Source organism: Cohnella sp. AR92 (assembly GCF_003990975.1).
Lineage (GTDB): Bacteria > Bacillota > Bacilli > Paenibacillales > Paenibacillaceae > Cohnella.
Genome location: NZ_RZJR01000008.1, coordinates 349,756 through 370,936 on the forward strand (window position 1 = coordinate 349,756; position 21,181 = coordinate 370,936).

At 60.6% G+C, this 21,181-nt stretch carries 17 protein-coding genes; 1 reads left to right on the forward strand and 16 read right to left on the reverse strand.

Going from position 1 to position 21,181, the window contains the following annotated elements; translation table 11 throughout:
* Positions 1-5 precede the first annotated feature (5 nt).
* The 13 genes from pknB to ELR57_RS15600 all read right to left on the reverse strand — a co-directional run bounded on the left by pknB (position 6) and on the right by ELR57_RS15600 (position 16,387).
* On the reverse strand, positions 6-2,090 hold the full coding sequence (gene pknB / locus ELR57_RS15540) for a Stk1 family PASTA domain-containing Ser/Thr kinase (RefSeq protein WP_126960006.1): 2,085 nt from the start codon (positions 2,088-2,090) through the stop codon (positions 6-8).
* Positions 2,087-2,854 carry a Stp1/IreP family PP2C-type Ser/Thr phosphatase gene (locus tag ELR57_RS15545; RefSeq protein ID WP_238162545.1) on the reverse strand — a complete coding sequence of 256 codons (768 nt, stop codon included), beginning with the start codon at positions 2,852-2,854 and terminating at the stop codon, positions 2,087-2,089. Before ELR57_RS15545 ends, pknB begins: the two co-directional genes overlap by 4 nt.
* A gap of 5 nt (positions 2,855-2,859) precedes the next feature.
* The gene (gene rlmN, locus ELR57_RS15550; RefSeq protein ID WP_126960007.1) at positions 2,860-3,987 is read right to left on the reverse strand and encodes a dual-specificity RNA methyltransferase RlmN; all 1,128 of its coding nucleotides are present in this window, start codon (positions 3,985-3,987) and stop codon (positions 2,860-2,862) included.
* A gap of 222 nt (positions 3,988-4,209) precedes the next feature.
* Entirely contained in the window at positions 4,210-5,619 is a 1,410-nt protein-coding gene (gene rsmB / locus ELR57_RS15555; protein ID WP_126960008.1) for a 16S rRNA (cytosine(967)-C(5))-methyltransferase RsmB, read from the reverse strand.
* Positions 5,620-5,728: 109 nt separating this feature from the next.
* The gene (gene fmt / locus ELR57_RS15560; protein WP_126960009.1) at positions 5,729-6,682 is read right to left on the reverse strand and encodes a methionyl-tRNA formyltransferase; all 954 of its coding nucleotides are present in this window, start codon (positions 6,680-6,682) and stop codon (positions 5,729-5,731) included.
* 1 nt (position 6,683) lies between these two features.
* Entirely contained in the window at positions 6,684-7,169 is a 486-nt protein-coding gene (gene def, locus ELR57_RS15565) for a peptide deformylase (protein ID WP_126960010.1), read from the reverse strand.
* 40 nt (positions 7,170-7,209) lie between these two features.
* The gene (priA, locus tag ELR57_RS15570) at positions 7,210-9,717 is read right to left on the reverse strand and encodes a primosomal protein N' (protein ID WP_126960011.1); all 2,508 of its coding nucleotides are present in this window, start codon (positions 9,715-9,717) and stop codon (positions 7,210-7,212) included.
* Positions 9,714-10,964: a bifunctional phosphopantothenoylcysteine decarboxylase/phosphopantothenate--cysteine ligase CoaBC gene (gene coaBC, locus ELR57_RS15575; RefSeq protein WP_126960036.1), complete on the reverse strand. Its 1,251-nt coding sequence runs from the start codon at positions 10,962-10,964 to the stop codon at positions 9,714-9,716. The genes priA and coaBC overlap by 4 nt, the downstream gene beginning before the upstream one ends.
* A 115-nt stretch (positions 10,965-11,079) precedes the next feature.
* Positions 11,080-11,283 carry a DNA-directed RNA polymerase subunit omega gene (gene rpoZ / locus ELR57_RS15580; protein ID WP_126960012.1) on the reverse strand — a complete coding sequence of 68 codons (204 nt, stop codon included), beginning with the start codon at positions 11,281-11,283 and terminating at the stop codon, positions 11,080-11,082.
* A gap of 4 nt (positions 11,284-11,287) precedes the next feature.
* Positions 11,288-11,923 (reverse strand): guanylate kinase, encoded by a 636-nt coding sequence (gmk, locus tag ELR57_RS15585; RefSeq protein ID WP_126960037.1) that lies wholly within the window; start codon positions 11,921-11,923, stop codon positions 11,288-11,290.
* Positions 11,924-11,936: 13 nt separating this feature from the next.
* Entirely contained in the window at positions 11,937-12,197 is a 261-nt protein-coding gene (remA, locus tag ELR57_RS15590; protein ID WP_027084220.1) for an extracellular matrix/biofilm regulator RemA, read from the reverse strand.
* Positions 12,198-12,560: 363 nt separating this feature from the next.
* Complete coding sequence (gene dapF / locus ELR57_RS15595; RefSeq protein WP_126960013.1) at positions 12,561-13,391, reverse strand: diaminopimelate epimerase; 831 nt, start codon at positions 13,389-13,391, stop codon at positions 12,561-12,563.
* Between the two features lie 188 nt (positions 13,392-13,579).
* Positions 13,580-16,387 (reverse strand): calcium-translocating P-type ATPase, SERCA-type, encoded by a 2,808-nt coding sequence (locus ELR57_RS15600; RefSeq protein WP_370452277.1) that lies wholly within the window; start codon positions 16,385-16,387, stop codon positions 13,580-13,582.
* A 188-nt stretch (positions 16,388-16,575) separates the two neighbouring features.
* Here ELR57_RS15600 and ELR57_RS15605 point away from each other — a divergent pair, with 188 nt between their 5' ends.
* Positions 16,576-18,330 (forward strand): Rqc2 family fibronectin-binding protein, encoded by a 1,755-nt coding sequence (locus ELR57_RS15605; RefSeq protein ID WP_126960015.1) that lies wholly within the window; start codon positions 16,576-16,578, stop codon positions 18,328-18,330.
* Between the two features lie 539 nt (positions 18,331-18,869).
* Here ELR57_RS15605 and ELR57_RS15610 read toward each other — a convergent pair.
* The 3 genes from ELR57_RS15610 to ELR57_RS15620 form a co-directional block, all read right to left on the reverse strand.
* Positions 18,870-19,712 carry a PHP domain-containing protein gene (locus ELR57_RS15610; protein ID WP_126960016.1) on the reverse strand — a complete coding sequence of 281 codons (843 nt, stop codon included), beginning with the start codon at positions 19,710-19,712 and terminating at the stop codon, positions 18,870-18,872.
* Positions 19,699-20,607: a selenium metabolism-associated LysR family transcriptional regulator gene (locus tag ELR57_RS15615; protein ID WP_126960017.1), complete on the reverse strand. Its 909-nt coding sequence runs from the start codon at positions 20,605-20,607 to the stop codon at positions 19,699-19,701. Before ELR57_RS15615 ends, ELR57_RS15610 begins: the two co-directional genes overlap by 14 nt.
* Before the next feature lie 224 nt (positions 20,608-20,831).
* The coding region (locus ELR57_RS15620) for a transposase (protein WP_148125553.1) at positions 20,832-21,181 on the reverse strand (350 nt) is incomplete at its 5' end.

Genomic DNA, 21,181 nt, shown 5'->3' on the forward strand with positions numbered 1-21,181 from the left:
ACTCCCTAATTCTGTGAATTGTCGGCGGGCGCATCGCTGCCGCCCGGATCCGTTACGCCGTCCGTCGTGCCCGTGCCGCCATCCGTGCCGCCGCTATCGACCGGCTTCGACGGCTCCGGCGGATTAATCTCGTGGGAAGCCGGAATGTCTTCGTACGGAATCGGCTCTTCATCGATCAGATCGCCGTTGCGGTAAATCGAGATTTTGCCGTTCGTGTTAGGCGCAAGCACCAGAGTAACCGGGTAGGTCTGCGACGTCTTGATCTTCTTCGTTCCCCACTCGATGTCGTCGCCGCGGGCGTCCGAAATCTTGATCACGATCGTGCTGGTCTCTCCCTCGAGCGCCGGAGATACGTAAACGTTGTACGTTCTCTGCTTCGAGTCTGCCGGATAGCCGCTGCTGATCCAGATCTGGATCTTATCGCCCGCCGTCACCATCTCTCCCTGCTCCGCCGGGTACTGCTTGAAGATTTTGCCTTTGGTCGTATAGTTAGCCTCATAATGAATATCCGCATCTTGCAGAACCAGATCGTTCTGCAGGATGGTAACCTTAGCTTCATCTAGCGTCGAGCCGATCAAATTCGGCATAGGGAAAGGCGCCAGCCCTTCGCTCACCGTCAGAGTAACGGTTACCGTCTTCGGATCGAAGTTCTCGCCGGAGGCGGGCTCCTGCTTCAGAACGGTTCCCGCTTCGCTCTTGTCGTTCACCGGCTTCTTCGTGATCCGGTCCTCGGTGATTCCCAGATCGTTCAATTGAGCGACGGCGTCTTCGTAGGAGATGTCCGTCAGCGTCGGCATCGCCGACAGCTCCGGTCCCGTGCTTACGGTCAAGGTGATCGTCGCGCCTTCCTTCACTTTCATGTCCTGCTTGTCTTGCTTAATAACGTCGCCGGCAGGCACGTCGGGGCTAGGCTCCTCCGGATAAGGCTCCAGAACGTTAAGGCCCGCCGCGAGCAGCTCCGCTTTCGCATCTTCGTAGTGCTTGCCGACAACGAGAGGGATCTCTACGTCCTTCGGGCTCAACTGGCCCTTAAGCGCCATCACGGCCCAGATCAGGATGCCGATCAGCAGGACGGCAACGACCGCGAATACGGTAGGAGCGACCCATCTTCGCTTGCGGTCTTCCGCTTCGTCCCACTTCTCGTCCTTCTTGACGATGGTCTCCTCGCCGGACATTCTCATGTCCGGCTTCAGCGCGGGAATGACGCGAGTCTGCTCGCCGTCGTCCTCGTCCGAATCGCTAGGGAACTGGATCGGCGGCTCGTGCAGGCGCTGCGGCAGGAGGCAGGTCTCCAGATCCTGAAGCATGAGCTTCGCGGTAGGATACCTCTCGTGCGGATTTTTGCGCATGGCTTTGAGAATAATGTTCTCGACGCTCTGCGGAATATGAGGATTCACCTGCTTCGGCCGTTCGAACGGGTCCTGCAGATGCTTAAGCGCGACGCTGATCGGGCTCTCGCCGAGGAACGGCAGCCTGCCCGTCAGCATCTGGTACAGAACGATCCCGAGCGAGTAGATATCAGACTTCTCTCCGGTGCTGACGCCTTTGGCGTGTTCGGGAGAGAAATAATGCACGGAGCCGAGCACCGAGCCCGTCTGGGTGATGGTCGAGGTCGTCACCGCGCGCGCGATGCCGAAGTCCGTAACCTTGACTCTTCCGTTCTTGCCGATCAGGATGTTATGCGGCTTGATGTCGCGATGGATAATTTGATTATGATGGGCGTGATCCAGCGCGTCGGCGATCTGCGCGGCGATGCGCACCGCTTCCTCGACCTGGAGCGGCGCCCTGTCGCGTATGATTTCGTTCAGGTTATTGCCGTCGATGAATTCCATGATGATGTAATGCGTGTCCGCCTCTTGGCCGACGTCATAGATGCTGACGATATTCGGGTGAGACAAGGAAGCCGCCGCTTGAGCCTCGCGGCGAAACCGACGAACGAAATCCTCGTCGTGCATGAATTGCTGACGCAATACTTTGACGGCTACGAAGCGGTTCAGCAGGATGTCCCGAGCCTTGTATACGAGGGCCATTCCGCCTCCGCCGACGCGGTCCAGCAGTTCATACCGTCCCCCGAGCGTATGTCCGATCATGCCTTTCCTCCTCCACCGACGACATCGTCTATCTCGTAATCGACAAGCACTACCGTGACGTTGTCGTCTCCTCCGGCAATCAGCGCAAGCGCGATCAGCTTCTCCGCCTTCTGCTCCAGAGTGTCATTCGTTTCGCTTAACGTGTCTCGGATGAGCGCATCCTCGACCAGGGAGCTAAGCCCGTCGCTGCAGAGAAGCAACCGATCCCCGGGCAGCCAGTCGAAACGGCGAACGTCGACTTCGACGCTGCGATCCGTGCCTAGCGCGCGAAGGAGCACGTTGCGCCTCGGATGATTGGCCGCTTCCTCCGGGCTCAGCTGCCCCGACTTGGTCAGCTCCTGCACCAGCGTATGGTCTTCCGTCAGCTGTGCGAGCTCGCCGTCCCGCAGTAGGTAAGCCCGGCTGTCGCCGATATGGCCGATCAAGCCGGCGTTCCGGTTCAGAAGCGCCAGCACGATCGTCGTCCCCATATTGGAATATTGGTCGTTGCCCGAGGCTGTCTCGAAGACGACCGAATTCGCCTTGCGAATTAGCTCCTTCAGCCGATCCTCGGCATCCGCCGCCTCTACGTCCTCTTGCCAGGACGACAAGGAAGCGACTACGCTCTCGACGGTCAAGCCGCTCGCGATCTCCCCGGCTTTGTGGCCGCCCATTCCGTCTGCCACGACCGCCGCGATCAGCCCGTGCTCGATCCGATCCACCCAAGCGTTATCCTCGTTCACTTGCCTTATTTTGCCAACATGACTCCGCATTGCCGTTTTCACAACGATCACCTCGCCTGAGCCTCTTTCTCCTTCTCCCGCTTCTCTTTCTCTTCCGTATGCTTCGCGCGAAGCTGGCCGCAGGCTGCCGCGATGTCGTGGCCTTGTTCCCGGCGGATGGTAGCGTTGATCTTCTTGCGCTCCAGAATGCGCTGGAACTCGAAGATGTCGTCGCGAGGAGTTCGCACGTAATTCCTCTCCGGAACATAGTTGACCGGGATCAGGTTTACGTGGCAGAGCATTCCTTGCAGCAGGTCGCCCAGCTCCTCCGCATGCTCGGGACGGTCGTTCACGCCTCCGATCAACGCGTACTCGAACGTCAGGCGGCGGCCTGTCTTCTCGATATAATATTTGCAAGCGTCCATCACTTCGTTGAAGCGGAAGCGGCGGTTGACCGGCATCAGCTTCGAGCGAAGCTCGTCGTTCGGCGCATGGATCGAGATCGCGAGGCTGATCTGCGTGTTCTCGTCCGCGAAGCGATAGATGTTGGGCACGATGCCGCTCGTGGACACCGTGATATGGCGCTGCCCGATATTGAGGCCCTTCGGATGCGTCATCAAACGCAGGAACGTCATCATGTTGTCGTAGTTCTCGAACGGCTCGCCCGAGCCCATGATCACGATGCTCGATACCCGCTCGCCTTCCGCGTCGAGCAGGCGCTGCGACTGCACGACCTGGGCGACGATCTCTCCCGCCGTCAGGTTGCGCTTCAAGCCTCCCAACGTGGACGCGCAGAACGTGCAGCCGATTCGGCAGCCGACCTGCGTCGTGACGCACACGCTGTTCCCGTAGTTGTGCCGCATGAGGACCGTCTCGATCGCATGATCGTCATGCAGGCCGAACAGGAACTTGACCGTGCCGTCCTTGGATTGGAACTTCGTAATCTCGTTCAACGTCACGAAAGCGAACGCATCGGCCAGCTTGTCGCGGAACGCCTTCGGCAGGTTCGTCATCTCCTCGAAGGACGCCACCCGCTTCACATAAAGCCAATCGAATATCTGTCCGGCGCGGAACGCCGACTCGCCTTGCTCCTTGACCCAATCCTGGAGTTGTTCAAGCGAATAATCGTAAATAAATGGTTTGTCCGGCTTGTAATTTAATTTGCTGTCCAAACCCTTAAGTTCTTGTTTGTCCATATGTGTCACCACCGTTCGATCTATTTTATCACAAACGCCCTTCCGGAAGAAGGGAGAGGCTCTGCGCCGCAAATCCCGGCCCGGCGCGGGTTCGGGCTCGACAATCCGGTTTCAGTTCGAAGTCCCGTTCGTCCTCCGGTTCGATGCCCGGCTTCCATTCCTATCGACCGTCCGGCTCGAAAAGTTCCGCGGCCTGAGCGGCCCGTTCCCGCCTGCTTCCTCCTACTCCAGCCTCTTCAGCTTGGCGATGAAGAAGCCGTCGCTCCCGAACTGATGCGGAAGCAGCTGGACCATTCCCGAGAACGGCTCCGGCAGCGCATGGCCTGCCTTAAGCGCCTCTACGATCTCGGAAGGCCAATCCGCATCCAGTATATAATTCGGATGCTTCTTCAGGAATCCGGCCACCGCGTCTTCATTTTCTTCCCGGGCGATCGTGCACGTGCTGTACACGAGCGTACCGCCCGGCTTCACCAGTCCGTGCACCTTCTCGAGAAGCTCCGCTTGCAGCTTGGCCAGGCTGCCGATGTCTTCCTCGTGCTTGTTCCACTTGATCTCGGGCTTGCGGCGGATGACGCCGAGGCCGGAGCAAGGGGCGTCGAGCAGCACGACGTCCATGGCATTCGCCGGAAGACGGTCGGGCAGCTCGGCTGCATCCCCCGTCATCGTCCGGACGCAGCTCAGGCCGAGACGCTCCGCCTGCTGCGCGATCAGCTGTTCCTTGTGCGGATGAATGTCGTTGGCCAGCACTTCGCCCGAGTTGCCCATCAGCTCCGCCAGATGGGTCGTCTTCCCGCCCGGCGCGGCGCAGCAATCCAGCACTTTCGCCCCCGGCTTCGGGTCGGCGACCGCCGCGACCAGCATCGAGCTCTCGTCCTGCACCGTCAGAAGCCCGTCGCGGTACCAATCCGTTGCCGCCAGGCTGCCGGCCCGCGAAGCCACGATGCCCGCCGGAGCGAGCTTGGAAGGCTTCGCATAGATCTCCTTCGCGTTCATCTGCTCGAGAATCGCCTCGCGCGTCGTTCTTGCGACGTTAACCCGGGCGGAGCCTTGCGGCGGCTCGTTGCCCGCTTCGCACAGCGCTTCCGCCGTCTCCTCCCCGTAGACGCCGATCCATCTCCGAACGAGCCATTCGGGATAGCTGTGCTCGAGAGAGATTCTCTCCGCGGCGCTTAATCCGGCGGGCAGCGCCGGAATCAATCCCTCCCGAAGGAGGCCGCGCAGCACGCCGTTCACCAGTCCAGCGATGCCCGCATGCCCTCTCTTCTTCGCGATTCGAACCGCTTCGTCCGTTACCGCGTGCGCGGGAACGCGATCCAGCCATCGCAGCTGGTAATAGCTAAGACGCAGCAAGCTTCGCACCCAAGGCTCCACTTTTCTCGGCCAGCCCTTGACTCGGCCCTTCAGAACGAAGTCGATCGTCTGAAGCCGCTGGATCGTCCCGTAGACGATCTCCGTCGCGAGCGCGGCATCCGGACGGGACAAGCGGGCGTCCGTCAGCACCCGGTTCAATTCCAAGCCGCTGTAGGCTCCCTCTTGATCGACCCGCTGAAGCACGGCCAGCGCCGCTTCGCGCGGTCCGACCGGCGTCTTGCGATGAAAGCCTTTGTTCTTCTTGTCTTCTGATTGACTCATCTCTTACACGCTCCGATTGCGGCAGGCGCACAGCCTGCCTCTTATCCTCGCTCTTCCTAGTATAGCCACAGCAAGAGCGAACCCCTCAAACGCAAAATACGGCGCTCGACTAACCGAGCACCGTACCCGGGGCAAGCCTTGCCCCCCTCGCATAGTCCGCAGCGGGCAGCGCCTTCTTGCCTGCCGGCTGCACTTCCGTCAGTACCAGACTCCCGTCGCCGGTCCGGACGCGAATGCCGAACGGGCCGGTCTGCAGCACCGTACCCGGCGCTTCGGCTTCCCACTCGGCGGCCAGCTCCCGGTCCGCTTCCTCCGGCGCGCGGCAGCCCCATACCTTGAACACTTCTCCGTTTAAGTACGTGAAGCCTCCGGCCATCGGGTAGAGGCCTCTAACCCGGTTGAACAGCGACCGGGAATCCTGCTCCCAATGGAGCCGCTCATCGTCTCTCGTAAGGTTGGAGGCGAATGTCGCCAGCGACTCGTCCTGCACCTCCCGGGGAGCCGTGCCCGCTTCCAGGCTAGGCAGCCATTGCAGCAGCAGCTTCGAGCCCGCGAGGCTCAGCTTCTCGAACATCGTGCCGGACGTATCCCCGTCCTCGATCGGAACCTCGACGCGGTCGATCATATCCCCCGTGTCCAGCCCCGCGGCCATGAACATGAGGGTAACGCCGGTCACGCTCTCGCCGTTGATGATCGAGCGCTGGATCGGAGCCCCTCCGCGGTACCGCGGCAACAGAGATCCGTGGACGTTCACGCAGCCCAGCTTCGGCGCTTCCAACAGGGACTTCGGCAGAATCTGGCCGTAAGCGGCCGTCACGATCAGGTCCGGCCGCAGCGCCTTCACTTCTTCAACCGCCTCCGGCGCGCGAAGCCGTTCGGGCTGAAGCACCGGCAGGCCGCGCTCCAAGGCGACGACCTTGACCGGCGGAGGAGTCAGCTCCCGCTTCCGCCCCTTCGGGCGGTCCGGCTGGGTCACGACCCCGACCACGTCATACCCTCCGTCCAACAGAGCCTGAAGCGAAGGAACGGCGAATTCCGGCGTTCCCATAAATACGATTCTCATCTTATTCCCCGCCTTGCTCCGGAACCGCCTTCCGCTCGTAGACCGATTCCGCCAGGTCGATAAACAGGACGCCGTTCAAGTGATCGATCTCATGCTGCAGCGCGCGCGCGAACAGATCGCTGCCCGAGTACTCGACGGGATTGCCGTTGCGATCCTGGCCTCGCACGGTTACCCGGAGAGCGCGGCGTACGTCGCCTTGCAGCCCGGGAATGCTGAGACAGCCCTCCGGTCCGAATTGCTCGCCTTCCTTGGAGACGAGCTCCGGGTTCACGAGCTCGACCAATCCATGCTCTTCGTCCGCATCCACGACGATGACCCGCTTCGAGATGCCGACCTGCGGAGCGGCGAGGCCGACGCCGTCTGCCTCGTACATCGTGTCCGCCATGTCGTCGAGCAGCTTGTGCAGGTTCGAGTTGAATTTGGTGACTTCCTTCGCCGGCTCGCGCAGGACGTCGTCCGGGTGCTTCACAATAAGGCGAATGGCCATGCTATCATCATTCCTTTATTAAGAGATACGAAAGTATATTCTATAACATCATCTGAGGGTCGACGTCCACGCTGACCGTCGCGCCGGAGCGCTTCGCCGTCTCCGACAGCTCCCGCAGCACGGCGGACGTCCAGCCGACCGCGTCGACTTCTCCCCGATATTTTACCATACATTGATACCGGTAGCGATCCTTCAGCCTCGGAATCGGCGAAGGAACCGGACCGAGCACCTCCAGCGACACTCCCGTTCCGCTCGCGACGGTCTGGCGAACGCCTTCCGCCGCCGCCCGCGCGCGAAGCTTCGAAGCGAACGACTCCCCTAGCGTATGCAGCAGGGGAACCTGCTCGTGGGTGAAGGTGATCGTGATCAGCCTGCCGAACGGAGGATAGCCCAGGACTCGCCGGTGACGCAGCTCCTGTTCCGTAAAGCCGGCATAGTCGTGACGTTCGACCGTGGCGATGCACGGATGCTCCGGCTCGTAAGTCTGGATAATGACCTCCCCGGGAAGCTCGTGGCGGCCGGCGCGGCCCGCTACCTGAGTGAGCAGCTGGAACGTTCTCTCCGGAGAGCGGAAATCCGGCAGCTTCAGGGCCGAGTCGGCCGCTAGAACGCCAACGAGAGTCACATGCGGAAAATCAAGCCCTTTGGCGACCATCTGCGTACCCAGCAGCACGTCGGCCTTGCGCTCGCGGAACTGGGTCAGCCACTTCTCGTGCGAGCCCTTCTCCGTCGTCGTATCGACGTCCATCCGAATGACGCGGATGCCGGGGAACGACTGGGCGAGAGCCTCCTCCACCTTCTGCGTTCCCGTCCCGAAGAACCGGATGTGCGGGCTCTGGCAGGACGGGCACGCGTCCGGCTCCCGTTCCGCGTAGCCGCAGTAGTGGCAGCGCAGATTCTGGGAGCCCCGGTGGTAAGTAAGCGCGATGTCGCAGTGCGGGCAGTTCGCCGTATAGCCGCAGGAGCGGCACATCACGAAGGTCGAATAGCCCCTTCGATTCAGAAGCAGCACCATCTGCTCCTGCCGCTCCAGCCTCTCCTCGATCGCTTGCGCGAGCGCGCGGCTGAACATCGCCCGGTTGCCGAGCTTCAGCTCCTCCCGCATGTCAACGATGCTGACCTTCGGCAGAGGACGAGCCGCCACCCGTTCCGGCAGCGGCACGTAGACCGGATCCCAGGAGCGTCCGGAAGCCGTGTCCCGGTCATAGGGCCCGACCGCGGCCGAATAAGTCTCGAGCGAAGGGGTCGCCGAGCCGAGCACGACGGCCGCGCCGTGAAGGCGGGCCCGCTCCGCGGCCACGTCCCTGGCGTGGTACTTCGGACTCTCTTCTTGCTTATAAGTCGTCTCGTGCTCTTCGTCGATGACGATGAGGCCGATCCGGCCGAACGGGGCGAAGATCGCCGACCTTGCGCCGACGACGACCTGAGCGCGTCCTTCGCGAATCTTGCGCCATTCGTCGTACCGTTCCCCGTTCGAGAGCCGACTGTGCATCACGGCGACTCTCTCCCCGAATCTCCCCTTGAACCGTTCGACCATCTGCGGCGTCAAGGCGATCTCGGGCACGAGCACGATGGCTTCTTTGCCCAGCTCCAGGCATCGCTGGATCGATTGCAGGTAGATCTCCGTCTTGCCGCTGCCGGTCACGCCGTGCAGCAGAAACACTTCGTGCCGTTCCTCGGCGATCGCTTGCGCGATCGGCCCGTATGCCGCGTATTGCGCCTCGGTCAGCTTCATCGGAGCCGTCGGAGTGAAGGAACGGCCGGCGTAAGGGTCGCGATCCTCCGCCACCGGACGAATCTCGATCCAGCCCTTGTCCGCCAGCGCCTTCACCGTCCCGACCGTCGTGCCGACCGCTTCGGCCAGCTGCTGCTGGGCAATCGGCTGCGGATGCGCGATTAGGAATTCCAACGCCTCCCGCTGTTTCGGCGCCTTCTTGCCCAATTCCCGAATGCTCGCCTTCAGCTCGTCTTCCGAAGGAGGGAATACCGTCAGAACCGTCCGTACGGATAGGCGGTCCTCAACCTTCTGGGTCTCCATCAGCGCTCCGTTCTTCAGCATCCGCTTGATCGTCTCCGCTTCGTGCGGATAATGCTGAAGCAGGTACGAGAGCTTCACGGGCGCGCCCTTCTCCAGCAGTTGCCGGAAGGCGCTGTCCGCAAGAAGCTCCTCCGCCGGCCAAGCCCGTCCGTACGCCAAGGCTATGTATTTCTCCGCCTTGCCCTTGAGCGCGGACGGCAGCATCGCCTGAAGGGCGACGGTCAGCGGGCAGATCCACCGCCTGCTCATCCATTCCCCAAGCTCGACCAGCTCGGCCGACAAGGGAGGCAAGGCGTCGAGCACGTCGATCAGGGCTTTGAGCCGGCTCCGGTCCACGTCCGGATCGTCCGTCAGCTCGACGACGATGCCTTGCAGCGTGCGGCTGCCGAAGGGCACGGCCACCCGGCTGCCGACCTCGACCCAATCGCGCAGCCGGTCCGGGATCGAATAGTCGAACGGCCGATCGGTATCCCGGCTCGGCACGTCGACGATGACGCGGGCTGCCGTCATAGAGGGCCCGCCCCTTCGGAGCGCTCCGGCGCCCAAGCCGCCCGCCGCGAGATCAGCTGCCATAGCTGCTCGGCGATCAGGCGCTTCGGCTGCCGGGCGAGGGAGAGCACAAGCCCTTCCGCGCCGTACACGTTCACGATATTCGTATCGGAGCCGAAGCCGGCGCCTTCCTGCGACACGTCGTTGGCCACGAGCAGGTCGCAGCGCTTGCGGGCCAGCTTGTCCAGCGCATGCCGCTCCACGTCCGTCGTCTCCGCCGCGAAGCCGACCACGAACGGAGTCCGGCGCGCCCCGCCGTTCGCCTGCTTCCAGTTGCCGATCTCTTGAAGGATGTCCGGGTTGCGCACGAGCTCGAGCGTCATCGTCTCCGGCCCTTTCTTCATCTTGTTCTCCCGCTTCTCGGCCGGCCGATAATCGGCGACGGCCGCCGCTTTGAACACCGCGTCCATGTCCGGCAAACGCTCCATGACGGCCGCCAGCATCTCTTCCGCGGACGGCGTCTTCACGACGGTCACGCCGGCGGGCGGAGGACCGTCCGTTCGGGCGCAGACTAACGTAACGTCGGCGCCGAGGTCTCTCGCCGCTTCCGCCAGAGCGAAGCCCATCTTCCCGGAGGAATCGTTCGTGATGTATCGAACGGGGTCAAGACGTTCGATCGTACCTCCCGCCGTCACCAGCACCTTCCGTCCGGCAAGCGGCTTGCGCCCCGCCAGCATGCCGATAATGACTTCGACGATCTCGTCCGGTTCGGCCAGACGCCCCTTGCCGACATATCCGCAAGCCAATTGGCCCGTGCCGGACTCGACGAAGCTAATCCCTCGCGAGCCAAGGACCTCCAGATTGCCTTGGACGGCCGGGTGCTGCAGCATATGGACGTTCATCGCGGGCGCGATCAGCACCGGCGCCGTCGTCGCGAGCAGCGTCGTGCTAAGCATGTCGTCCGCCAGGCCGTGCGCCATCTTGGCGATTATGTTCGCGGTCGCGGGAGCGACGACGACCAGATCGGCCGCGTCCGCCAGATCGATATGCTGAACGACGGAAGCATCATGCTCGTCGAAGGTGTCCGTCGCCACGGGATGGCGGGACAGCGTCTGAAGCGTCAGCGGCGAGATGAACTTCGTCGCCCCTTCGGTCATGATCACGCGAACCTGCGCCCCATGGGAGACGAGCCGGCTGCACAGCGTCGCCGCTTTGTACGCGGCGATCCCTCCCGTGATGCCGAGCACGATCGTCTTGCCTTCCAGTATGTTCCCCACAAGCTTTCCTCCCCCCGGATTACACCAGCTTAAAACGCGTAAATTCCGAATAACCGAGAAAAAAAACAACCGCGCGGGTTGTTCTTTTCTCGAAGATTATGAAGCTTTAGTCCGCTTTGAGCGCTTCTACGGTTACGAAGTCGTGGTAGATCTCTTCCAGCGCGACGCCGACGTATTTGTGCGCCTTCGGAGCCACAAGCTGCGACTCCTTGCCTTCTCTAAGCCCTCTTGCCCGCTTGGAAGCGGCGACGACGAGCGTATACTTGCTGTCTACCTTGCGTACCAGTTCATCAATCGATGGATATAGCATCTTCTTATCTCTCCGATCCGTTATTGGCTGCCGCCAAGCTCTTCAGCTCGTCGAACAGCTCATGCTGAATTCTCTCGCGCTTGCAATGCTCCGCCGTAATGATCGCCTGGATCCGGCTGCAGGCCAGGTCGATCTCGTCGTTGAAGACCGCGTAGTCGTATCGATTCAGCAAATTCATCTCTTCAACGGCGACGGACAGGCGATGGTCGATCTTGTCCTTCGTCTCGGTTCCGCGGCCGACGATGCGTTGTTCGAGTTCGCCGAGGGAAGGAGGAAGAAGGAAAACGAACACGCCTTCGTCGAACTTCTCCTTGACCTTGAGAGCTCCCTGAACTTCTATCTCCAGAATGATATCTTTGCCCTCGGACAGCGTCTTCTCTACGAATTCGCGCGGAGTGCCGTAGTAGTTGCCGACGTATTCCGCATGCTCAAGCAGAGCGTCGCGGGCGATCATATCCAGGAACTGCTCCTTCGACTTGAAGAAGTAGTTCACTCCGTCTACTTCGCCGGCGCGGGGAGCGCGAGTCGTGGCGGATACCGAATAGATAAGCTCCGGCATCCTGCGGCGTAACGCGGCGCATACCGTTCCCTTGCCGACGCCCGAAGGGCCTGATAGTACAATTAGCAAACCTCTGTTCATGGACTTCCCCAATTCATTCGTCATGTTCGTCGTCCTTGGTGGACAAACGGTGCGCGACCGTTTCCGGTTGGACGGCTGACAGGATCACGTGATCGCTGTCGGTGATGATTACGGCGCGAGTACGACGACCATAGGTAGCATCGATCAGCATGTGCCGGTCACGCGCTTCTTGGATGATTCTCTTAATCGGCGCCGATTCCGGGCTTACGATGGATATAATGCGATTCGCTGACACGATGTTGCCAAAACCGATGTTGATCAGTTTGATCGCCATGCAACTTTTCCCTCCGGTCATTCCTCGCAAGCAGCTCCGGGCTACCAAACTATGCAACAGTGTTGCCAACGGCGACCCCTTGCATACTGCGGGACTTGGATACAAATAGAGCAAACGGCCAACGCGCAAGTGCAGCATGAGTCCGAGTTGCAAGCCATATTGACCTATTTTACTTGAAAAACGCGGCACGGACAAGAGGGCGCCATCCTTTGCCCCTGGGAAGCGCGCAATTATCTTGCATTTATCGAGCCGAGCCGACAATTCTCTTAAACCAAAGAAGGGGCAAGCCCGCAGGACGAACGGCTTCAAGCCGATTCCCCGCTAGCTCCCCCTTCTGCCGGAGTGGCTGCTATTCGATTCGGATTACACCAGGCCTTGGAAGACGATCTCGGCCGGTCCCGTCATATAGACATGGTTGTCTTCCTCGCTCCATTCGATGAACAGGTCCCCGCCCGCGAGGGAGATGGTCGCCTTGCGGTCGGTAAGGCCGTTCAGAACGGAAGAGACGAGCGTCGCGCACGCGCCGGTGCCGCATGCCAGCGTAGGGCCCGCGCCGCGTTCCCATACCCGCATGTCCACTTGCCCACGCGTGTTCACCTTGGCGAATTCCACGTTGATCTTGCGCGGGAAGAGCGGATGCGTCTCGAGCTTAGGTCCCCACTTCGCCAGCTCGAAGTTCACCGCGTCATCTACGTAGATGACCGCGTGCGGATTGCCCATGGAGACGGCGGTGAAGGCGAATTCCCGTCCGTCGATCTCGACCTTGTGCCCGATGACCGGATTCGCGTCCACGGTCGTCGGCACGTCCAGGCCGTTCAGGATCGGCGCCCCCATATCGACGCGCACGAGGCTGGTCTTGCCGTTCTCTACCGTCAGCTGCAGCGGCTGCACGCCGGCGCCGATCGTCTCGATCGAGATGGCCGTCCGGTCGATCAAGCCGTTATCGTAGACGTACTTGGCGACGCAGCGAATCGCGTTCCCGCATTGCTCCGCCTCCGAGCCGTCGGAGTTGATGATCCTCATCTTGAAGTCCGCCTTCTCGGAAGGAAGGATGTAGACGAGCCCGTCCGCTCCGATTCCGAAGAAGCGATTGCACAGCTTGACCGCCAGCTCGGACGCGTTGGCGGGAAGCTCCTTCTCCCCGTTCACGACGATGAAGTCGTTGCCCAATCCGTTCATTTTCGTAAATTGCATCGATAAATCCCCCTCAAGCTTGCCGCGTTTGTCCTTCTGGTACACTATCATACCTCATCCCCTATTTTTTGCGCATATAGGAAACGCGGTTTTATTTGCACTATTTGATTAATGGCGGTCAATCGGAGCGCAAAGAGGAAGAAGCCCTCCCGGGACAGAGCCGGGAAGGCCTCTTGCATGCTTGCCGTTTAACGGATTACCGGACGAGTCTGCGAGTTGCCGTAGGAGATTCGATTCGTGCGGCGACGGCGGCGCGAGGAGCCCCAGACGCTGCCGATGCCCATCGCGAAGGTCGGGATGCCGGCGGCGACGAAGACGAGCGCCCAATCGCGAAGATGAAGCGGAACGGTCTTGAAGATCGGCTGCAGCGGCTCGACGTACAGAACGGCCAGCAGAAGCAGAAGCGAAGACAGCACCGCAAGCACCAGGAATTTGTTCTCGAAGAAGCGGCGGTGGAAAATCGAGCGCGAGCTGCGGCAGTCGAAGACGTGAATAAGCTGGGCTAGCACGAGAGTTGCGAAAGCGACGGTCTGCGCGTGAACCAGCTTGTCTCCCGTCCCCGTCGTGCCGCCAAGGGTAAGGGCGAATGCCGCGAGCGTGCAGATCCCGATCAGAATGCCCCGGCTGATAATCTTCCAGCCCAGCCGGCGCGCGAAGATGCTCTCCTTCGCCGAGCGAGGCTTGTGCCTCATCAGGTCGTTCTCGGCCTGGTCGACGCCGAGCGCCATGGCCGGCAGCCCGTCGGTGACGAGGTTGACCCACAGGATCTGGATCGGAACGAGCGGCAGCGGCATGGCCAGCATCATCGCGATGAACATCGTGAGAATCTCGCCGACATTCGAAGCGAGCAGGTAGCGGATGAACTTGCGAATGTTCTCGTAGATGCCCCGTCCTTCCTCGACGGCGCTGACGATGGAAGCGAAATTATCGTCCGCGAGCACGAACGCCGAAGCTTCCTTGGTCACGTCGGTCCCGGTGATGCCCATCGCGATGCCGATGTCCGCCGCTTTGACCGCGGGGGCGTCATTGACTCCGTCTCCGGTCATCGCGACGATATGCCCGTTGCGCTGCAGCGACTGAACGATTCGCAGCTTGTGCTCGGGAGACACTCGGGCATAGACGTACACGTCGTCGGCTACCTTATCGAGCTGGGCGTCGTCCATGGCGGACAGATCCGTTCCGCTCAAGACCTTGCCGTCGCGCGGCAGGATGCCGAGCGTCCGGGCGATCGCCTCCGCGGTCGTGCGATGGTCTCCCGTGATCATGACCGTCTTGATGCCGGCTTGGCGGCACTTGACGACGGCGTCGAACACCTCGCGCCGAGGAGGATCGATCATTCCGGTCAGCCCGATGAAGATTAGGCCTTTCTCGGCCTGCTCATCCGATTCGCAGGATTCGTTCGGCTTGAGATCGCGGTAAGCGAAGCCGAGGACGCGGAGGGCGTCGCTCGCCATCGCCTCGTTCGCTTGCAGCACCTTGCCGCGGAGCGTGCCCGTGAACGGAACGACGTTGCCTTCCCATAGAATGTACGAGCACTTCTCGATCAGCATGTCGGGAGCGCCTTTGGTGCACAGCAGCCGTCCGCCCTGATGGGAGACGACGACCGACATCCGCTTCCGCTCCGCGTCGAACGGGAACTCCGAGACTCTCGGATACAGGCTGTCGATAGAGGACCGCGACACTCCGGACTTGGCGGCGAGCACGAGCAAGGCCCCTTCGGTCGGATCGCCCTTCACGTTCCAATGCTGGACGACCGCCGCCTCTTCTTCCTTCGCCGTCTTCTTTTTGCGCGAATCTTCCGGATTCTCTTCCTTCAGCTCGGCGTTGTTGCACAAGGCCGCGACTTGGGTCAGCCGCTTGAGCGATGCATCCCCCTTGCTGTCGACAGTCCTTCCGCTCTCCGTGAACTGCCCCGTCGGCTCGTACCCTTCCCCGCTGACGTCTATCGTCCTCCCGCCGAGCCACAGCCGGGTAACCGTCATCTTGTTCTGGGTCAGCGTGCCCGTCTTGTCCGAGCAAATGACCGAAGCGCACCCGAGCGTCTCGACGGAAGGAAGTTTGCGCACGATGGCGCGCCGCTTGATCATCCTCTGGACCCCAAGGGCAAGCGCGATCGTGACGATCGCGGGAAGCCCCTCGGGAATGGCCGCCACGGCCAGGCTGACCCCGGCCAGGAACATGCCGTACATCTCCTGTCCGTGCAGCACCCCGGCGAGAACGACGACAACCGTCAACGCCAGAGCAAGGACGATCAGAATCTTGCCCAGCTGCTCCAGCCTCTTCTGAAGAGGAGTCTCCGCCTCCTCCGTCTGCTGGATGAGATCGGCGATCTTGCCCATCTCGGTCGCCATGCCCGTCACGGTAACGACGCCCTTGGCCGTCCCCCGGGTCACCATCGTCCCGAGGTAACCGCAATTCTTGCGGTCGCCCAGCGGAAGCTCCGGCGCGGACAAGGCCCCCGCCACCTTAGCCACCGGCACGGATTCCCCCGTAAGCGCCGCCTCTTCGATCGTGCACTGGTTGCTCTCGATCAGGCGAAGATCCGCCGGCACCCGGTCGCCGCTCTCCAGCAGGACGAGATCGCCGGGAACGAGCTCGCGGGCCGGAACCACCTCGAGCGATCCGCCGCGAATGACCTTCGCGTTCGGCGCCGACAACGCTTTGAGGGCTTTGAGCGAACGCTCCGCCCGGTATTCCTGATAGAAGCCGAGCAAGCCGTTCAGCACGATGATCGCGATAATCGTCAGCGCATCGAGCATCTCCCCGAGCAGGCCGGAGATTACGGTCGCGCCAGCCAGCACGAGCACCATAAAATCCTTGAACTGGTTCAGCAGAAGCTTGAGGGGAGACTCCCCTTTCTGTTCCGACAGTTCATTCAGCCCGTGGCTTTGCAGCCTCGCTGCCGCCTCCTCCGGCGACAGCCCCCTCCTTACATCCGTGCCAAGCGTCTGTGCCAATTCGTGTTCGCTTTGCTGGTGCCAGGCTTTCGATTCCACGACGGTCATCCCCTCCCGCAAATCCGCTGCCCATAAGGCTAGGACAGCCGTTCTCCCCTATGTGTATTCAGACAAGCCGGGAAATATCCCCCTCGATAATGCTTCGCGCTTTTCCTTTGGCGGCAACTGTGTCATCATAGGAGGACGGATCGCATCCGAATTCTGCATCATATCGGGAGTAATGCCACATGTCGCTCGACGGCTTCGTTACCCGCGCCTTGACCCATGAGCTGCAGGCTCTGGCCGGCGCGCGAATTCATAAAATCTATCAACCTACCGAGAACGAGATCGTCCTGCACGTCCGCGGCCAAGGCTTCGGGAAGAAGCTTCTGCTGTCCGCGCACCCTTCCATGCCGCGAATCCATGTCACGGAGAAGTCGTGGGAGAATCCGCAGGAGCCTCCCATGTTCTGCATGCTGCTGCGCAAGCATTGCGAAGGCGGAATCATCGAAGAGATTCGCCAGGACGGCCTGGAGCGCGTGGTCGAGCTGGATATCCGCCATCGCGACGAGCTCGGCGATCTCTCCATCAAGCGCCTGACGCTCGAGATCATGGGCCGCCACAGCAACCTGATCCTGCACGATCCGGCGACCGGCCTGATCCACGACGGCATTCGCCACGTCACCCCGGCGATCAGCAGCTATCGGATCGTCATGCCAGGCACGCCTTATGTCGCGCCTCCCGCCCAGGGCAAGCGGAATCCGCTGGACGCGGAGACGCCGGAGCAATTCCGGGATGCTATGGAGGAGGCCTCGGCCGGGAACGCTTCCGACTCGGGCAAGCGCGCGCTTGAGCAAGCGCTCGTGAACGCGTACACCGGGATCAGCCCTCTGCTCGCCAAAGAGATCGTCTATCGAGCCGATGGAAGTTCGGAACGGCTATGGCCGATTTTCCGCGGGATGATGGACCGCTTCCGGGAGCACGCTTACTTCCCGTCCATCGTGGAGACGGAGGATGGCAAGTCCAGCTTCTCCGTCGCGGAGCTGACTCATCTGGAGGGCAAGCGAACGCCATACGAGACCGCTAACGAATGTCTCGACAGCTACTACGGGGACAAGGCGGAGCGAGACCTCGTCCGCCAACGGACGACCGACCTGGCCAGGATGCTTCAGAACGAGACCGCGAAGAACGAGAAGAAGCTGGAGAAGCTGGACGAGACGCTGCAGGAAGCCAGCGGGGCGGATCAATACCGCAAGATCGGCGAGCTTCTGACCGCGCATCTTCATCTGATCCAACGCGGGGACAAGCAGATCGAGGTGACCGATTACTACGAGGAAGAGCAGCCGCTGCTCACGATCAAGCTGGACCCGCTGCTGACTCCGAACGAGAACCTGCAGCGCTACTTCCGCAAGTACAACAAGCTGAAGAACAGCCGATCGGTCGTGATCGAGCAGATCTCTGCGACCCAAGAGGAGATTCGCTACCTCGAATCCGTGCTTCAGGGACTGCAGACCGCGACTCCTTCGGATATCGAGGAGATTCGGGAGGAGCTCATGGAACAAGGCTACCTGCGCTTCCGCAGCTCGCGCAAGGGCGCGAAGAAGAAGCGGAACGATCGCCCGTTCCTGCTCTGCTACACTTCGAGCGAAGGAATCCCGATCTACGTGGGCAAGAACAACACGCAGAACGATTACGTCACGAACCGGCTGGGGCACCCGAACGATACGTGGCTGCACACAAAGGACATCCCCGGCTCCCACGTGCTGATCCGCGGCGCCGACTACGGGGAAGATACCCTGCGGGAAGCCGCGCTGCTGGCCGCCTACTACAGCAAAGCCAAGGAATCGAGCAGCGTCCCCGTCGATTACACGAAGATTCGCCTCGTTCGCAAGCCGAACGGCGCCAAGCCGGGCTTCGTTATCTACGAAGGCCAGAAGACGCTGTTCGTCACGCCGGACGAGGAAACGATCCGCGGCCTCGCCTCCGTCGTGAAGCAGCCTTAAAAGTGCAAAAGGATGTCCGCCAAGTCGTTCAAAATCGACTTTACGGACATCCTTTTTTTAGCTGGTAGCAGGAATGGATTCGAGTTATTGACTTCCGTTCAATAACTCCCGCCTCGCATGCCCTCATCGAGCGGAGTAGACGGAATGCTAGCTGCCGGAGCCTTGGACGCGAAGTTATGCAGCGAGATAGTCGAAATATTCGACTATCGGGGCCTCTTACATGGCATTGCGCAGCGAGATAGTCGAAATATTCGACTATCGGGGCCTCTTACATGACATTAAGCAGCGAGATAGTCGAAATATTCGACTATCGGAGCCTCTTACATGGCATTAAACAGCGAGATAATCGAAATATTCGACTATTGGGGCCTCTTACATGGCATTAAGCAGCGAGATAGTCGATATATTCGACTATCGGAGCCTCTTACATGGCATTAAGCAGCGAGATAGTCGATATATTCGAATCGGGGCCTCCTACACGGCATCGTGCAGTGAGATAGTCGAAATATTCGACTATCTCCCCCTTGCCTCGAACGCTCTCATCGAGCAGCCGCCTTGAGCCGCTCCAGAACGGAGATGTCTACCGTCCGGTTGCCGATCGGGCCGTGATAGACGCCTCCCTTGCGCGCGCCATGGAAGTCCGATCCCCCGGTTACGATCTTGCCCCGGGCGATCGCGAGCTGGCGGTACCGCTCGGCTTGCTCCGGAGAATGGTCGGAGTGGTAAGCCTCGACGCCGTCCGCTCCGCCGTCGAGAAGGATCTCGGCCAGCTCCTCCTTGCGGTACAGTCCCGGATGGGCGACGATCGCCGCGCCGCCCGCTTCCCTGATCCAGTCGTAAGCTTCCATCGGCGTAATGCGAGGCGGAGGATCGACATAGGCGGCGCGTCCCTTGGCCAGATACCGATCGAACGCTTCCTGGATGCTGCCGACGACTCCCCGCTTAACGAGCGCGTCGGCGATGTGAGGCCGCCCGATCGTCTCGTCCGGGTTGTCATCCCGGCCGGCAATCTCCCTAAGCTCCTCCATCGTCACCGGTATGCCAAGCTCGCCCAGCCTGTTCAGGATTCCTTCGTTGCGGCTGTCCCGAACCTTCCGCTGGTCGGCCAGCCTGGCGAGAAAGAGAGGGTCTTGGATGTTCATGTAATAGCCCAGCACATGGATCTCAGTGCCTTCGTAAGCCGTGCTGATCTCGACGCCCGGAACGACGACGATTCCAAGCCTCTCTCCTTCCCGCAACGCTTCTTCGACACCCGCCACCGTATCGTGATCGGTAATCGCGATGCCCGCCAGGCCGGCTTCCTTGGCCATTCGAACGTTCTCCGACGGGCGATGCAATCCGTCCGACGCCGTCGTATGCGTATGAAGATCAGCTTGGTTCATTCGATAATCCCCTTATATAATCAAGTAGCACTTCCGCCTGCATCGGCAAATCCGAGGACTTGGAGCGCACGGCGTAGAATTGGCGTTGGAACGTCACGCCTTGGATGCGGACAGGCTTCAGCAGCCCTAACGCCGCTTCGTTCTTGATCGACCATACCGACAGAACCGATAGGCCCAGCCCCGCTTGAACCGCCGACTTCACCGCCCCGTTGCTTCCGAAGTCGCTGACGATTCGCAGGCTCTCCTCCCGAACGCCTCGACGTGCCAGCTCTTCCACCAGCACCTGCCTCGTTCCGGAGCCCCGTTCGCGCAGCACCAGCGGCTCCGCGATCAGCTCCTTCAAGGCGACTTCTTCGCGAGAAGCGAAGGGGTGGGAACTAGGGACGATCAGCATCAATTCGTCGTTCATGACGGGCTCGGTAACGACGCTTTCGTCGTCGGTCGAAGCTTCCACGAGGCCGAACGCCAAGCCTTGATTGGCGATGGCTTCGACGATATCCGAGGTGTTCATCACCTGCATGCTGACCAATACTTCAGGATATCGTTTAAGGAAGGAACCGAGCAGTCTCGGGAGCACGTACTCCCCGATCGTAAGGCTCGCCGCGAAATTCAGCCTTCCCTTCAGGTTCTCCACATATTTGGCCATTAGAAAATCGGTCTCTTTCATGAGATCGAATGCTTTGCGCGCTTGCGGCAGCAAACAGTGACCCGCTTCGGTCAGCTCCAGCTTCTTCGTCGACCGATGCAGCAGCTTGACGCCGAAGCGCTCTTCAAGCGCCTGGATCTGCATCGTTACGGCGGGCTGGGTCATATGCAGCGTCTGCGCGGCGGCCGAGAAGCTGCCTCGCTCGGCAACGGTATAGAATATGTGCAATTGATGGATATTCAGCGACATCTAGCCTCTCACGCCCTCTTCGTCATTACGTGACTGCACTTGCATTATAACACAGGTTATGCGAGGCCTTGCCCCTTTAAAAGCAGCCTGCGTCTTCCCTAAGCACTAAAAACCAGCTAATGTTTGTCAAGCTTTGGCGTCTTGGTCTTAGGAAAAAACCTTGTTATAATTCTGTACATGCCAAATAACCTCCGTTGGCTCGGAGGATGTTGGTTAAATATGGATTATGCGGTGTAGGGCGTGCCCTTCTTCAAGATGGCGTATATGTGATGCAATAGCTTGTTGGCGCAAGCAATCACCGTCACCTTGTAGGGCTTGCCCTCTTGTCTTTTCTTATCATAGTACGCTCGTAGCCTTTCGTTCGTACTTCCTCTTATACCGCATTGTACAGCCAAATACAGTGCGCGTCGTAGCCGTTTAGAGCCGCGTTTGGTGATGCGAGTGCTGGACGCTACGAATTGACCTGAACTATGCACACTCGGATCCAGCCCTGCGTAGGCAACTAACTGTTTTGGATCTTCAAACTGCTTTGCATCCCCAATCTCCGCTATTAGCGAAGCAGCTAGCTTATCCC